General features: G+C 74.0%; 11 protein-coding genes and 1 pseudogene. 3 read left to right on the forward strand and 9 right to left on the reverse strand.

What is annotated here, in order from left to right:
• Nucleotides 1-148: 148 nt before the first annotated feature.
• Nucleotides 149-598 carry a 2'-5' RNA ligase family protein gene (locus tag ACIOHG_RS00240; protein ID WP_400943396.1) on the forward strand — a complete coding sequence of 150 codons (450 nt, stop codon included), beginning with the start codon at nt 149-151 and terminating at the stop codon, nt 596-598.
• On the opposite strand, the gene ACIOHG_RS00245 is transcribed toward ACIOHG_RS00240, so the two are convergent.
• The 5 genes and pseudogenes from ACIOHG_RS00245 to ACIOHG_RS00265 form a co-directional block, all read right to left on the reverse strand.
• On the reverse strand, nt 559-3051 hold the full coding sequence (locus ACIOHG_RS00245) for a site-specific integrase (protein ID WP_400943399.1): 2493 nt from the start codon (nt 3049-3051) through the stop codon (nt 559-561). The two genes, ACIOHG_RS00240 and ACIOHG_RS00245, sit on opposite strands and share 40 nt — an antisense overlap.
• The gene (locus tag ACIOHG_RS00250; RefSeq protein ID WP_400943402.1) at nt 3048-3404 is read right to left on the reverse strand and encodes a helix-turn-helix domain-containing protein; all 357 of its coding nucleotides are present in this window, start codon (nt 3402-3404) and stop codon (nt 3048-3050) included. Before ACIOHG_RS00250 ends, ACIOHG_RS00245 begins: the two co-directional genes overlap by 4 nt.
• A gap of 18 nt (nt 3405-3422) precedes the next feature.
• Nucleotides 3423-4526, reverse strand: a complete 1104-nt coding sequence (locus ACIOHG_RS00255) for a tyrosine-type recombinase/integrase (protein ID WP_400943405.1) — start codon at nt 4524-4526, stop codon at nt 3423-3425.
• A gap of 132 nt (nt 4527-4658) precedes the next feature.
• Nucleotides 4659-5144: pseudogene (locus tag ACIOHG_RS00260) on the reverse strand (LD-carboxypeptidase); the annotation flags it as partial.
• A gap of 67 nt (nt 5145-5211) precedes the next feature.
• Nucleotides 5212-6162, reverse strand: a complete 951-nt coding sequence (locus tag ACIOHG_RS00265) for a zinc-binding dehydrogenase (protein ID WP_400943408.1) — start codon at nt 6160-6162, stop codon at nt 5212-5214.
• A 110-nt stretch (nt 6163-6272) separates the two neighbouring features.
• Between ACIOHG_RS00265 and ACIOHG_RS00270 the strand changes: the two genes are divergently transcribed.
• On the forward strand, nt 6273-6851 hold the full coding sequence (locus ACIOHG_RS00270) for a DUF4240 domain-containing protein (RefSeq protein ID WP_400943411.1): 579 nt from the start codon (nt 6273-6275) through the stop codon (nt 6849-6851).
• 3 nt (nt 6852-6854) lie between these two features.
• On the opposite strand, the gene ACIOHG_RS00275 is transcribed toward ACIOHG_RS00270, so the two are convergent.
• Nucleotides 6855-7673, reverse strand: coding sequence for a nucleotidyltransferase (locus tag ACIOHG_RS00275; protein ID WP_400943414.1), 819 nt, complete (start codon nt 7671-7673; stop codon nt 6855-6857).
• Between the two features lie 226 nt (nt 7674-7899).
• On the opposite strand from ACIOHG_RS00275, the gene ACIOHG_RS00280 reads away from it, so the two are divergent.
• Entirely contained in the window at nt 7900-8382 is a 483-nt protein-coding gene (locus ACIOHG_RS00280; RefSeq protein ID WP_400943417.1) for a VOC family protein, read from the forward strand.
• A 118-nt stretch (nt 8383-8500) separates the two neighbouring features.
• On the opposite strand, the gene ACIOHG_RS00285 is transcribed toward ACIOHG_RS00280, so the two are convergent.
• The 3 genes from ACIOHG_RS00285 to ACIOHG_RS00295 form a co-directional block, all read right to left on the reverse strand.
• Complete coding sequence (locus ACIOHG_RS00285) at nt 8501-9031, reverse strand: hypothetical protein (RefSeq protein WP_400943420.1); 531 nt, start codon at nt 9029-9031, stop codon at nt 8501-8503.
• A gap of 484 nt (nt 9032-9515) precedes the next feature.
• The gene (locus ACIOHG_RS00290; protein ID WP_400943423.1) at nt 9516-13832 is read right to left on the reverse strand and encodes a LysM peptidoglycan-binding domain-containing protein; all 4317 of its coding nucleotides are present in this window, start codon (nt 13830-13832) and stop codon (nt 9516-9518) included.
• Nucleotides 13832-14275 (reverse strand): TadE/TadG family type IV pilus assembly protein, encoded by a 444-nt coding sequence (locus ACIOHG_RS00295; RefSeq protein ID WP_400943426.1) that lies wholly within the window; start codon nt 14273-14275, stop codon nt 13832-13834. Before ACIOHG_RS00295 ends, ACIOHG_RS00290 begins: the two co-directional genes overlap by 1 nt.
• Between the last annotated feature and the right edge of the window lie 26 nt (nt 14276-14301).

The raw sequence follows: 14301 nt of genomic DNA on the forward strand, positions 1-14301 counted from the left end.
AAGAACACCGTATTGGAGAACTTCTTCACCTCTACCAAGGTCTGGAACGACGGTCCTTTCCCTCACGTTCTCGTCCTGCTGAGCGAGTACGAGGAGTTCCGGGCCTACGCACGCCGAACTGCTCTCCCAGTACGGCGAGCAACTCGGGGTGATCCCGGAGCAGTGGCTGCACTCCACCGTCCAGGGCATCCACCACGCCCTCGACGCCGGGCAGTTGACTCAGTTCCGAGGCGCTCTGCGCGACGAGCTCCTCGACATGCAGCCCTTCCGGGTCCAGCTCGGGCCGGTGTGGCCCGGTGTCACCGCGGTGACGGTCGCGGTCTACCCGGAAGACGGGATGGCCGCGCTCAACGACCGGATCCGGGCCGCGGCCGAGAAGGTGCCGGGCATCTCCCTGAGGAGGAAGGAAGCCAAGTACTGGGCGCACGCTTCCCTGGCGTACGCCCGTGCGGACTTCCCCGACCGGGACCTGAACCGTGCGCTGCGGCCGCCGCGCGTGGACGTCACGATCGACCGGGTGCACCTCATCAACCAGTACCAGCACCCTGACCTGGGCTACTACACCTGGGACGTCGTCGACGAGGTCCGGCTCGGCTGAACGTCCGGAGTGTCCGCGATCCGGGAGCCGGCGCGGATCGCGGTTCGGGCGGCGACCTCGGCGGCGTACCCCATCCAGTCGCCGCCGCTGGCGCGCTGCCAGGCCACGGCCACGCTGATGTGCACCCCGAGCATCTTGGACAGGAGGCCGGCGGGCACCTGCTGGGTGAGGGTGAACAGCGCGGTGCTCCGGCCCTGCCGGGTCTTGACGCCGATCGCGTTCAACCGCCGCTGCAGCCGGCTCTCGTGGAGGGGCCGGCCCGCGCTGCGGCCGGGGAAGAGCCAGTGGCTCTCGGTCCGGATCAGGGTGCCGGTGCTGCGGGAGGCGACGAGGTCGCGCACGAGGGCGTCCAGGGGCGCGGGCAGTTGGAGGGGCCGGGGGCCGAGGTGCAGCAGGACGCGGTCGCCGTCCTGGGTGACGTGATCGGTGGTCAGCCGGTGGATGCTGCTGGTGCTCTGGGCGTACAGCAGCACGAGGAGCCCGGCGATCCGGTCGGCGGTGGGGAGCGCCTCATCATGCAGGAGGCGGCGGGCAAGGGCCCAGCGTCCGTCCTCGTCGTGCGGTCCGGCCGGGCCCGTCCACCGGGTTGCCGGCGCTTTGATGCCGCTCCTGGCGTACCGGTGCCGCACGGCCCACCGGACGAACGCGGAGCACTGCTTTGCGTACGCGGGCTTGGTGTTCAGGTACTTCTCGACGTCGGCCTGCGTGCATCGGCTCAGCGTCGTGCCGTGGCCTTCCAGCCAGCGCAGGAAGGCATCGGCTGCCACCAGGTGGCTCTTGACGTTGCGCAGTTGCTGGGGGCTGGCGGGCTTGTCCTCCAGCCGTCCGCGCAGCCGCCGCAGCAGGTACCAGTCGATGAAGCCGCGCAGGGCGCGCTGGTGCTCGCCCGGGGAGTATCGGGTGATCGTCTCGTCCACTTTCCGTTCGAGTCGCGCCAAGCCTTCGTCGCGGAACTCCAGGGCCCCGGTGGAGATCAGCATGGAGCGGAAGTGGTCGAGTGTCTTGCTCGGCGCCATGACGTCGAGCGCGGCGTGGGTGATCTTCGGGTGCCCGCGCACCAGCGCGGTGATGGTGGACTGGACGTTCGCCTTGCGCAGCCAGGTGATCGCGTAGTTCGGGTGGTCGACCTGGACGAACCGTTCGCGAAGGCGGTCCAGCTCGGGGGCCGTGCTGCCATCGGCGGCCGTGAAGACCTCGCGCAGGCGGGCGTCGAGGCTGCACCGGGTGCAGGGCGCGGTGGTGAGCTGCCACGTGGTGTCGCAGACCCGGCAGCGTTTCCAGAAGGCAGGGTCGGGGTTGACGCAGTGGGCGCACAGCGGATTCTTGAGCGTCCCTCCGCGGACGATGCCGCTGCCGCCGCATCCCGAGCAGACGATCCAGTGGCCTTTGCACAGGTCGCACAGGTGTTTTCCGGTGGCCCGGGAGACGGTCCCCCGACCGGTGCGCCCGCAGATGGAGCAGGTGCGCTCAAGCCGGGGGCGGCACTGCAGGCAGACGGGGCCGGCCTCGGTACGCCCGTACACGCGGCGAAGGTTGCCGCACCCGGCGCAGACCTCCCGGTTGCGCGGGTCGCTCGACCAGCACGGCTCGCACAGCGCCGCACCGTGCTCGTCGCGATGGCAGATCGGCTTCGTCCTCCCGCAGCGCGAGCAGAGGGAACTACGGGCCTTCGCCGCGCAGTGGCCGCACACCCGTACGGCGCCGAGGGGCCTCCTCAGCGGATTGTGCCGGCCGCAGGCGGGGCACGGGGGCACCACCACGGCCCGGGCGCCCGCCGCGTGCAGTTCCTCGATGAAGCGCAGGACTCCCGGTACCGGTGCCGAAGCGCCTTCGCCGGTGAGCAGTTCGGAGCGTGCGATGACGGCGGCGGCGATCTGGCGGCGTCCGGAAGTGCGCTTGTCGGCCCGCTCCAGCGCGGCGGCGACCGTCTCGGGATCCACCGACGGGTCGATCCCTGCGACAGCCTCCACCAGCGGCGTCGTCACATCGTCCGGGGCGTGGCAGCGGCCGCAGTACGGGCGGGCCAGGAGGTCACGGCCGCGGACCTGGCGCTCCTGGCCGCATCCGGTGCACACCGCGTGCGCGGTCTGGGTACCCACGCACGGGTGGCACCCCCACTCGCGCCTGGCGAAGGCGAGAGCACGGCATGGGCGCCCGCACCGCCGGCACACCGGTGCGGCGAGTTGCTGGGCCCCGGCCTGTTTCAGAGCGAGCAGCAGTTTGCCGACGATGATCGGGGCAGGCGACTTCCCGGTGCTCAGCACATCAGGAGCCGCAGCCAGCTCGGCGGCGAGCCGTCGCTGCCGGGCACGTTGCTGGACGACTGCGGCCGTCACCGCGCGGACAACGGCGCGATCGAGCGAGGTCTCCACCCGGCACAGGACGTCGACGAGTTCGTCGAGCGCTTCGGGCGGTGCCTCCGCGTCCTGATCGTGCGCGGCGGCGGTGCTCACGTGTCCCCTCCGGAGATCCTGGCCCGCTTGGGCCGCAGGCCGCCCAGCCCGGACGACAGGGACTCGGTCGAACCGCCGCTGGCCGCAGCCTTCTTCGGCCGGCTCTTGGCGCCCGCGACGCTGACGGGCTCGATCAGGTCCTCCATACGGCAGTCCAAAAGGTCGAGCAGGGCCATGAGGATCTTCAGGCTCAGCCGCTCGGGCCGCTCCACGACCAGGCGGTAGACCTGGCTGGAGGAGAGTTTGATCCCGCGTGACTCCAACGGCTCCATGAGGTCGGTGGTCGAGAACATCCCGCGGTCGGCCATGACCTTGCGCAGGTGCCACTGGTAGTCGAGCTTGGCAGTCACCACGTCGTTTCCCTCTCCTCGTCACACCCCGGCGAACGCCGGAGCCAGTGCCTTCTGCAGGGAAGTGTTCATGAAGTCGTCGCTGACGTGGGTGTAGATCGCCAGGGAACTGTCGCACTCGTGGCCCACCTGCTCCTGAATGAAGCGCCGATCGACCCCGTCCTCCGTCAGGTGCGTGACGTACGAGTGCCGCAGGGAGTGGGGAGTGAGCTCCTTCGGGAGCTTCAGCGCATCGCGGTACTCCTCGAACCGGTCGTTGATCGAGCCGGGCCGCAGCCGGCCCCCGCGCTCGGTGATCCACAGAGCCGGATGGTCGGGGAAGCCGAACAACGGCCGCACGTTCTCGGCGTAGTCCTGGACCGCCTCGGCGGCCCAGGCCATCACCGTCAAGACGTTCCGCCGCCGCGGAGGCTGGCCCTTCTTGGCCTTCCCGTAGCGGACGTTGAGCGTCCCGTACCGGCCGAACTGCGGGGCCTTCGGATTCCTGCCGAAGTCCACCAGGTCCAGCTTCGACGCCTCGGTCCGGCGCAACCCCCACCCGTAGATGACCTTGAACAGCGTGGCATCCCGGTAGGCCGCCAACGCGCCCTTGCGTCCGCTGCGCAGCACCCGCTCGACCTGGTCGTCCGCGAAGTTCAGGAACCGCTGGAGCTCGGCCCGGGTGAACGGCCGGGCCTCGGGATCGCCCTCGTAGCCCTGAAGGTGAGGGATGGTGTTCCACTCGTGGCAGATCGCCACGGGGTGCGTCCCGAACCTCTCCTCGCAGACCGGAGCCCAGCTGTACCGCGGGTCGATGATGTACTCGGAGAACAGCCTCAACGTGCCCTGGTAGCCGCGGACCGTCGAAGGAGCGAGCCCCTTCTCCGTGGTCAAGCTCGCCGACCACTCGTCCATGTGCGCCGGGGTCCAGAGCCACGGGTACTCGTTCGTGTAGACGTGGAAGGAGCGGACCTGCATCTCGCGAGGCCCGTACGTTCCCCTCCTCAGATTGCGGGCCTGCTGCTGCGACCTCCACCCGCTCAGCATCGCCTCCCACACCGCGTCCTCGGGCCGGAGATGAACCACGCCCGAGACGAGTTCCAAGTTGGCCGATCCGGCCAACTCCACCCTCGGCTGTCGCACCATGAGCCGATCCCTTCTGACGCATAAATCATGCATCAGAAGGGATCGGCTCGCCAAGTAGGCAGGCAGAGCAGCGTATTGCGGAACCTCTGCAGGTAAGATCGAAAGGCTCGCCGATCAGGCGACCAGCGCGAACGCGCCCATCTGATGCAATTCCCGAGGCTTGTGGTAGGCGACGATGCCGTGCCGCCAGAGGAAGTCCAGCAGGTTCGTGTTGTCGCTGTAGCCGAAGAACGGCTTGGCGTGGGCGCGGAGCAACTCGCCGTCGAGGTGCGGGACCACGGTGAGCTGGTCGTCGCCGCCGAGGGTGGCCATCACGACGCTCACGGTCGGGTCGGTGAACGCGGCGTGCAGGTCGGCGGCCCGCTCCTCGGGGGTGGCGCCGAGCTTGCGGGTGGCGGGGTACTCGACGGGTTCGAGGCCGAACTCCTCGCGCAGGCGGCGCAGTCCGAGCTCGTGCGGGAGCGGGAACGCGCCGGGGCCGGCGAAGCCGGGCGAGACGACGGCGATCCGGTCGCCCGGCTTCGGACGCGGCGGGTGCACCGGACGGGGCCGGTCGAGGCGGTCGGCGCCGTCGGGGCGGTCGGTCACGGGCTGCTGCGGCGAGGGTTGCTCTGACATGCCGGGATGTTAGCGGCCCGGTCGCACCGTGCACGACCGGGTTTCCGCCGCCTTTCCTGATGGTGCGTCAGATCTGCACGTCCAGCAGGGTCTTGCCGAGGGTGTCGCGGGCCTCGATGGCGCGGTGCGCGTCGGCAGCGCGCTCCAGCGGGAAGCGGCGGCCGACGACGGGACGCAGCCGGTGGGCGGCTGCCTCGGCGAGGACGTGCGCGGTGGCGGCGCGCATCCGTTCGGGGGTGGGGCGCAGGGTGAGCACGGTGAGGTCGCGGGCGGCGGCCTCGGCGGGCGGCAGGTCGGTCCAACTTCCGCCGGCCAGGCCGTAGCTGAGGAGGCGCCCACCGGGGCGGAGCAGGTCGGCGGCGGCCCGGCCGAGCGGGCCGCCGACGCCGTCGAGGACGAGGTCGACGGGGGCGAGCGGTGCCGTCCAGTCGGGCTGCCGGTAGTCGGCGGTGGTGGCGGCGCCGAGTTCGGCGGCGAGGGCGGTCTTGCGGGGGCCGCCGGCCGCGGCGAGGACGTGCGCCCCTGCGGCGGTGGCGAGTTGGACCAGCAGGGTGCCGACGCCACCGGCCGCGGCCAGCACCAGGACGCGTTCGCCGGGTGCGGGAGCGGCGGTCTCCAGCAGCAGGCGGGCGGTGCGGCCGTCGGCGAGCAGTGCGGTGGCGGCGTCCAGGGCGAGGCCGTCGGGGACTTCGTACAGGCCGTCGGCGGGGGCGGTGGCGAGTTCGGCGTAGCCGCCGCTGCCGCCGGTGGAGGAGATCACCCGCCGCCCGGTCCAGGCGGGGTCGGTACCGGGGCCGACGGCGGTGACGGTGCCGCCGACGCCGTTGCCGGGGATCATCGGCAGGGCGGTGGTGAACGGGCCGAGGCCGGTGGCCCGGAACTGGGTCTCGACGAAGGTCAGATTGGCGTGCGCCACCGCGATCAGCACCTGCCCGGGCCCGGGCTCCGGGTCGGGGGCGACCCCGGGGGTGAGTACCTCGGGCCCGCCGAACTCCCGCAACCACACCGCGCGCATCATGCCTCCACCCCGTCCGCGACCGGTCCCTCCGGCCGCGGACACCATCCTGGAACCTCAAGCGCGCTTGAAGTCAAGGCCGTCCGTCGGCGGCGGGTGCGAGGATTCCGGACATGGACCTGGACGGATTCTGGAAGCTGGTCGAGTCGAGCGGCGACGGCGGCGACGGCGGTGCGCACGGGGAGCGGGCGGCGGCGGTCGTGGCGCGGCTGGTGGAGCTCGGGCCGGGCGAGGCGCTGGAGTTCCAGCTGCGGCTGGACGAGGTGCGCGCGCCGCTGGACACCTCGGCCACGCTGGCGCTGGCGAAGCTGGTGCTGGGCGGGCGGGTCAGCGACGACGGGCTGTGGTACTTCCACGCCTGGCTGGTCGGCCTGGGCCGGGAGGGGCACCGCCTCGCCGTGCACGACCCGGACGCGCTGGCCGGGCACCCGGCGCTGCGCCGCCTCGCCGCGGCACCGTACGAGCGGTGGGAGGAGCGGTACTTCCCGGACTGGGAGGAGTTGGACTACTGCGCCCAGTCGGCGTACGAGCAACTGACCGGCGAGGAGGACGGGTTGGAGGCGGCCCTGGAGGAGCTGGGCCACGACTCCCCCGTGAACGCCGACGCGATGGGCCCGCGCTGGACGGCCGAGCAGACCGCTGCCCGGCTGCCCCGCCTCACCGCGCTGTTCGGCGCCGCCACCACCGGCTGAGGCTCAACTCTCCTGGGCCAGCGCCTTTTCGATCGCGGCGCGGGTGAACAGCCTCGCCTGCTCGGCGCGTTCGGCCCGCTCCGCGTCACTGAGGATCGGCGGGACGCCGTAGCGGCGGGCGGCGATGTCCACGAACAGGGCCGACGGGGCGCCCAGCGAAGGGAGTTCGGCGATCGCCTCGCGCTTGGTGACCAGCCGCCCCGTGCGCAGCGCGATCCCGGCCCGGGCGGCGGTGACCGGGCCGTGGTCGACCCAGATGTCGCGCAGCCACGGCTCGGGGCGGGCCGTCACCGGGTACCAGTAGTCGCGCAGGTCGGCCCGCAGGTGGGCGCGCAGCGCCGCGTCCGCGACCGGCGGCAGCAGCGCCTCGGGCGCCTCTCCCGCCAACAGCAGCCCGCCGTCGAGGAGTTCGCGCCGGGAGACCAGGGTGACCGGGCGGTCCATCGGCTCGCCCTGGGCGAAGGTGAAGTGCGCGGCGGCCGGGTCGGCGAGCGCGGTGCGGGCCGGGTAGCTGCAGTGCAGTTTCTCGGCGTCCGGGTTCTCGGCGATCAACTGCTCGTGCAGGGCGGCGAGTCCGTCGCGCAGCGGGCCGTCGGGGGCGTCCGGGAGGACGGCGATCAGGTCGAGGTCGCTGCGGCCGTGCCGGTAGTCGCCGTGGGCGAGCGAGCCGTGCGCCCAGAGCGCGAGGACGGGCACGGCGGCCCGCAGGCGGGAGCTGAACGCGGCGAGCAGCGGCGCGGCGAGCACGGTCTGCCGGGCGTCCTGCTCGTCCTGCTCGGCGGCGGTCGGCAGCAGCGCCGACGGAGGGTCCTGGTGCGGCATACCGCCACCCTGGCACAACCCGGCCCCGTCCGGGGCGGGTTCGGCGCCCCTCCGCGCGCCCGGTCGGCACGTCCCGTTCGCACGCCTTGTTCGCATGCCCTGTTCGTGTGCCCTGTTCGTCCGGGTGCGTCCGCACGGCTGCGCCCGCGTGGCTGCGGCCGGCCGGCGGGGGCCGGGGTTAGCGTCGGAGGGGTACGCGACCGCCTCGAACACGGGGAGCACCGCCATGGGCCAGAAGATCACCACGTTCCTGTGGTTCGACCACCAGGCCGAGCAGGCCGCCGAGTTCTACGTGTCGGTGTTCCGGGACGGCCGGCTCCTCGACGTCCAGCGCTACTCGGAGGCCGGGCCGGGCGAGCCGGGCAGCGTGATGCTGGTGTCCTTCGAACTGTTCGGCCAGACCTTCCGGGCGCTGAACGGCGGTCCGGTCTTCCGCTTCAACGAGGCCGTCTCGCTGGAGGTGGACTGCGCCGACCAGGCCGAGGTCGACCGCTACTGGGAACTGCTCACCGCCGACGGCGGCGAACCCGGCCCGTGCGGCTGGCTGAAGGACCGCTACGGCCTCTCCTGGCAGATCGTCCCCCGCCGCCTGCAGGAACTCCTCACCGACCCCGACCCGTCCCGCGCCGCCCGCGCCACCGCCGCCATGCTCACCATGGGCCGACTCGACATCGCCGCCCTCGACGCCGCCGCCGACGCCACCTCCTGACGCTCCGGCAGTCGCCTCCCTGCTGGTTCCCGAAGGGACCGCCACCGTGCCACCGGCTGTCCTCAAGATGGTCGGTGGGCCCTCCGACTACAGGCTGCGGACTGCTGCGGAGCGACAGTCAGTGCTCAGCAACCGGGTCCGCCTCTTCCGCGGCGCTGGACATGATGAGCCCGGCGCTGACGGCTTGGTGGTCGTTGATGCCGATGCGGCGCAAGAAGGCCCACTGGTCGAGCCGGGTGCATGCCCAGGCCGGGTCATAGGCTGCGGTGGGCAACTGCGGGATGCGTTTGCGACCGGTCTCGTCGAGCCTGTAGGGCTCCTCGAAGGCGGTGTTCCACGCCTGGAGGGCAAGCTTGTACCGCTCCCGCGCCTCGTCGGCGCCGAGTCCCAGGTGGTCCCCGATCTGCGCCCACGAGCTACCACGTTCGACTTCGTAGATGACCGCCGAGGCCAGAGCTCGTTCGGCCAGCTCCATGAGCTGTTGAGCTTGGCCGACCCGGCCGCCGAGACCGGTGTCGGCATCGTTTCGGGTGCCAACGAGGCCGGCCGCGCTGTCCGCGACGTCGGTTGCGTGATCGGAGAGCACGAGACGGGCCAACGACTGCCGGGAGCACGTGGCGCGGTGGTCGTCGTAGGGCGTCTGCTTCATGAGGGAGAGGGTCCCACGTGCGTATGCGAGGCGCGTACTGAGCACGCCCGAACACAATACGGCGGCCTCCGATCTCGGCGACGGTGACCTGCTCGCCATCGAAGCTCAGCCTCGGCCCAGGCCGAAGGGTCGTCGTCCAGGCACTCACGCGAACCTCCGCAGCACCGGCTCCCCCGACAGCGGACAGGACAGATCAGTCGTCGGCCGTCCGGACCGCAGCAACGCCGTCACCGCCGGACGGGCCTCGTGCAGGGGCCGCCCACCAGCCGGACGCCGCTCGGCGATCGCCGGCCGATCACCGTCTGCGACCTCCCGCCATGCCCTTCGACCAACTCGCCCGGCCGAGCCAGGGCCTCCGCGATCTCCGGGGCCGTAAGACGCTCCGCAGGTTCGACGTTGACCACCCGGACCGTGCCCGGTCTCATGACCAGGAGGAAGTCCGGCAGGTGGCTCAACTCGCGGGCCCTGCATCGGCGGTGCGGGGTCAGGCTCCGGTGAGGAGGTCGCGGAGGAGGGCGACGGTGTCGGGGTCGAGGTCGCGGCCGGTGCGGCGGCTGAGGGCGTCGAGGCGGTTGACGGCCCGGACGAGTTGGTCGCGGGCGCCGGCGGAGGCGTAGGCGTAGAAGAGGTCGCGGTGCAGGAGTTCGACCTCGGGGGCGACCGCGAGGGCGCGGAAGATCGCGGCCTCGGCGGTGCGGTGGTCGCCGTACTGGAGGCGGCGGGCGGCGAGTTCGTGCGCGGTGTCGACGATCGCCGCCAGCATGTCCTGGCGTTCGGCCTCGGCCCAGGCGAAGGCACCCGGCGCGCACTCCGCGAACGGCGCGCCCCGGACCAGGGCGAGGGCGTGCGCCAGGGCCGCGTCGGCGGTGGTGGAGGTGGAGCGCATGCCGCGCCGGTACAGGCTGCGGAACTCGTCCCAGTCGCAGCTCACCGTCGGAGCGAGCGTGTACGTCTCGGCGGGCTCGGCGGCCAAGTAGTCGCGGCCCTCCGGGGAGGCCCCCAACCAGCCCGCGAGCGCGGCGAGTTTGGCGGGCAGCGGCTCGGCCAGCCGTTCAGCGGTGGCCCGCGGGTCGAGGTGGGCCGCGCCCGGGTGGATGTCCCGGTCGACCGAGGTGTGCTCGGAGCCGGGCCGCAGCGCCAGGTACGCGGCCAGCTCGGTCAGCCGGGGCCGCCCGGCCGGGTCGGCGCTCCCGGCCGCGCCCAGGATGTCGACCGGCCCGAGGACCCTGATCCGCGGCGCCGACCGCAGGTGGTGGGCCTCCGGGGAGCGCAGGATCGCCAACAGGTCGTCGCTGTCGGTCCGGGACGGTCCGCTGCCGGGCCGGGCGGACGGGCGGGCGGTGGCCGCCGTCGCCCGCGGGTCGGGCGCGACCGCCTGGTCGTGGGTGGGCAGCGGTTCCGTTGAAGGCGGCGGCAGTGGGGCCGGCGGCGCCTCCAACGGGGCGGATTCGGTTGCGGGGGGCAGCAGTTCGAACGCCTGCGTGCCGTCCCCCGCCGGAGCCGGAGCCGGAGCCGGGACCTGCTCGGGAACGAACCCGGCCGCAGGGGGCAGCAGCTCAAAGGCTTGGGTGCCGTCCCCCACGGGAGCCGGGGCCGGGGCGGATTCGGTTGCGGGGGGCAGCAGTTCGAACGCCTGCGTACCGTCGCCCACCGGAGCCGGAGCCGGAGCCGGGACGGGGGCCGGGGTCGCCTCCGGGGTGAACCCGGCGACGGGGGGCAGCAGTTCAAAGGCCTGCGTGCCGTCGCCCACCGGAGTCTGGGTGGATCCGGCTGCGGGTGAAGGGAGTTCGAAGGAGCGGGCGCCGTCGGCCGGGGCGGTCAGCCGGGGGTCCAGCGGGGTGCCGTGCGGCGGGGTGGTGACCTTCCGGGCCTGGCCGTTCGCCGCGTGCCGGGGCTCGGCGGGTGACGGCAGGACGGCGGGCGGCAGCGGAGCGGCCGGCGGCAGGGCCACGGCGGGCGGCAGGACGGGGGTGACCGGGGCGACCGCGTACGGGTTGGTGGGCGCGGTGGGGGCGAGGCCCGCGAACGGGCTGCTGCCGGTGGGGACGACCCGGGCCAGCAGGCGCGGGCCCGCACCGTCCCCGCCGGGCGGATCGGCGGCTGCGCCGTTCGCCGGGCCGACGGGCTTGTCCAGCACCACGGTCGGCGCACCGTCCGCGCCGTCCGCGCCGTCCGCGATGGCGCCGGGGCCGGTGGGGCCGCCGAGCAGGGCCATCAGCCGGGCGTCGAGAGTTCCGTCGGTGGGGGCGGGGATGTCGCCGAACGGGTCGGGGAGGCCGCCGGGGGCGGCACCGATCGCGGCGCCGACGGTGGCCAGCGCGGGGACGGGCAGCGGGAGTTCGGCCTCGTCCTCGGGGCCGTTGTGCGGGCCGTCGAGGGTCCAGTCGGGGGCCGGGTGCTGGGTGAAGTCGCCGGAGCTGCGGACGAGTTCGCCGAGCTGGTCGTACTGTTCGCGGCTCAGGCGCTGGAGTTCGACGGTGAGGTGCAGGCCGGGCAGGGTGGCGGGGCCGGTCGCGGGGAGCGTCCAACGGGCGACCGGGCCGGCGCCGCGCTCGGGGGCGCGGGTGAGGACGGCCAGGCAGGTGCGGGGGCGGCCGTCGAGCAGGCGGCCGAGCTCGGCGGGCAGGTTCCCGGCGGGCGGCTGCGCGGACAGCACGATCTCCGGCACCCAGGCCTCGTCGGCGCTGCCCCGGCTGCGGGCCTCGCGCGGGTTGGCGGCCTCGGCGGCGACCAGGATGGCGCGGGCCTTGGCGGTGCGCGGGCCGAGCGCGGCCAGCGCGGCCTCCAGGGTGGGGTGGTGGTGCACCCGGTCGGTGGCGGGGCCGGCCGCGGGGAGGTCGGCGGCGACGCCGACCAGGTGCAGGTGCAGGCGGTCGGCGAGCGGGCTGTGGGCGAGTTCGACGGCGAGGGTGCGCAGCACGTCCTCGGCGTCCTCGGGGTGGCCGGAGAGGTGGACCAGCCGGACCGTCTCCAGGTCGGCGAGGACGGTGGAGCCGTCCGGGCTGTTGCCGAGGGTGACCAGCGCCGGGTAGGGGGCGGTGTACTTGGCGGCCTGGCCGGCCGAGAGGAGTTCGGTGGAGTCCTCGGGGCACCACCACACGTTGGGGGCGTGCGCGGCCCGGAACGGGGCGATCGGGACGGCCGGGGCGGCGAGGTGCAGTTCGACGGTGCCGGCGGTGGTGATCCGGGCGGCGACCAGCGCGGGCAGGCGCTTCTCGCCGCGGACGGCGTTGCGGCCGAGGGTGCGCAGCGCGCGGTTGAGCAGTTCGAGGCCGCCCTCGTTCTGCCGGGCCTTCAGCTCGGCCTCGAAGTGGCCGGCGGCGGCGGACGGCAGGGCGATCCGGTGCCGGGGGCGGCGGGCCCGCTGCTGGTCGGTGCGGCGGCGGGAGACCAGGCCGATCAGGGCGGCGGCCATCAGCACGCCGAGGGTGGAGGCGGCCAGCGGGACGGTGTAGTCGTCGCTGGGCCGGTCGGCCCGGTGCTGGTCGCGGACGGCGGGCAGGTTCGCGGACGCGGCGGGCTGCGGCGCGGCGGTGGCGTCGGGCGCGGCAGTGGCGTCCGCACCGGGGGCGGGCGTCTGCGGCGCGGGCGTCTGCGGGGCAGGCGCCGGGGCCTGGCCGGTGGGGGGTTCGGTGGCGGGCGGCTCGGTCTGCGGGGCGGGCGCGGGCGGGGCCGGGGTCTCGGCGGGGGGCTGCGGGGCCGGGGCCCGGTCGGCGCCGGGCACGGTGAGCACCATGCCGGGGGCGAGCACGTCCGGGTCGGTGAGCTTCTCGCCGTCGGGGGCGGTGACGCCCTTGTTGGCCTGGAAGAGTTCGGGCCAGCGGTCGCCGTCGCCCAGTTCGCGCTGGGCGATCGAGGAGAGCGAGTCGCCGGAGTGCACGGTCACGCTGCCGTGGGCGGGAGCGGCGGGCAGCGCGGGCGGGGCGGGGCGGTCCTGGGCGGAGGTCTGCGCGGCGCCGGGGCCGGTGTCGGGCTTGGCGTCGGCGGGCATCAGCAGCCGCCAGCCGGGCTGGATCGGGCGGTCGGCGTCGAAGCGGGTGCCCGAATCGTCCATCGGGCGGCCCGCGTTGAGCTTGGCGATCTCCGTCCAGCGTTCGCCGGCGCCGAGTTGGCGTTCGGCGATCGACCAGAGGCTGTCGGCGGGGCGGGAGTCCCGGACGGTGTAGGAGGGCTGCTGCTGCGGGTCGGCGGTGAGCGCCCCGGCGGGGGCGGCGGCGGGCAGTGCGGCGAGCGCCGGGGAGGAGGTCAACTGGGCAACGGCAGCCGGGCGTTGCGGGAGTTCGGGGGTGGCGGCGAAGGCCGAGCCGGCCACCGGGAGCAGGGCCAGGACGGAGCCGACCAGGCCGGCCGCGACCCGCTGGCTCCAGCCGAAGGCGGGAATCCGGCGGGCCACCCGGCCGCGCAGCTGGGCGCGGATCTCGACCAGGACGGAGAGCAGGAAGCACAGCCAGCCGATCCAGCCGATGCCGACCAGCAGCCACAGGAACAGGCTGCCGTCGTCGGGGCTGGTGAGCGCGCCGAGCAGGTCGCCGTGGATCGGGTCGCCCATCGCGGCGACGGCGAGCGTGCCGTAGCCGAGCAGGGCGGGCACGCCGGCCAGCAGCACGGCCAGCGCCAGCAGGGCGCCGAGCGCGGCGAGCACGGAGCCGCCGGCGCCGCGCCCGCGCGGTGGACGGCCGGCGGGCGGCACGGGGCGGCCGGCCGCCGGGGCGGTCCGGCCGGGCCGCCCGGTGGGGGCGGCGTCGGGGCGCCGCCCGCGGCGGGCCCTGCGGTGCTGGTCTTCGGCTCCGCGCGCGGCCATCAGCCGGTCGTCCCTTCCGTGATCCCGTGCACCAGGGTGGCCTTGCCGTGGCCCTGCACGGTGAGCGTGTCGATGGCGACCACGCCGAGCAGCGCGGTCCGGTAGCGGGTGGTGCAGTCGACGCTGAACGTGGTGGTGTTCTGGCTGTCGGGGAAGGTGATGTCGCCGGTGATGCCGTGGGCGCGCAGGTAGCCGCGCGCGGCGTCCTCGGCGGCGGCCCGGTCGAAGTGGTAGCCCTGGCCGGCCCGCAGCCGGTCGATGTCCAGCTGCTGGCCGCCGATCCGGGCGGCTTCCTGGGCGAGCGCGTCGGCCCGTTCCATGGTGCGCAGTTGGCCGCCGAAGTCGAGGACCAGGCCGACCACGGCGACCAGGCTGACGGCGGTGATGGCGACCATGACCGAGATGCTGCCCCGGTCCCGCCCGTTCACGCCTCGTTCGTCCACGGTCCCTCCCACCGGCATGTGGTGAC

It is taken from the genome of Kitasatospora sp. NPDC088134 (assembly GCF_044741705.1).
GTDB lineage: Bacteria > Actinomycetota > Actinomycetes > Streptomycetales > Streptomycetaceae > Kitasatospora.

What these genes read in the sequence shown, in the direction of transcription:
- ACIOHG_RS00265 (WP_400943408.1), bottom strand. Translation starts at nt 6,162, where the DNA reads ATGATGCGCGCGGTGTGGTTGCGGGAGTTCGGCGGGCCCGAGGTACTC.
- ACIOHG_RS00280 (WP_400943417.1), top strand. Translation starts at nt 7,900, where the DNA reads ATGGGCCAGAAGATCACCACGTTCCTGTGGTTCGACCACCAGGCCGAG.
- ACIOHG_RS00255 (WP_400943405.1), bottom strand. Translation starts at nt 4,526, where the DNA reads ATGGTGCGACAGCCGAGGGTGGAGTTGGCCGGATCGGCCAACTTGGAA.
- ACIOHG_RS00270 (WP_400943411.1), top strand. Translation starts at nt 6,273, where the DNA reads ATGGACCTGGACGGATTCTGGAAGCTGGTCGAGTCGAGCGGCGACGGC.
- ACIOHG_RS00285 (WP_400943420.1), bottom strand. Translation starts at nt 9,031, where the DNA reads ATGAAGCAGACGCCCTACGACGACCACCGCGCCACGTGCTCCCGGCAG.
- ACIOHG_RS00275 (WP_400943414.1), bottom strand. Translation starts at nt 7,673, where the DNA reads ATGCCGCACCAGGACCCTCCGTCGGCGCTGCTGCCGACCGCCGCCGAG.
- ACIOHG_RS00290 (WP_400943423.1), bottom strand. Translation starts at nt 13,832, where the DNA reads ATGGCCGCGCGCGGAGCCGAAGACCAGCACCGCAGGGCCCGCCGCGGG.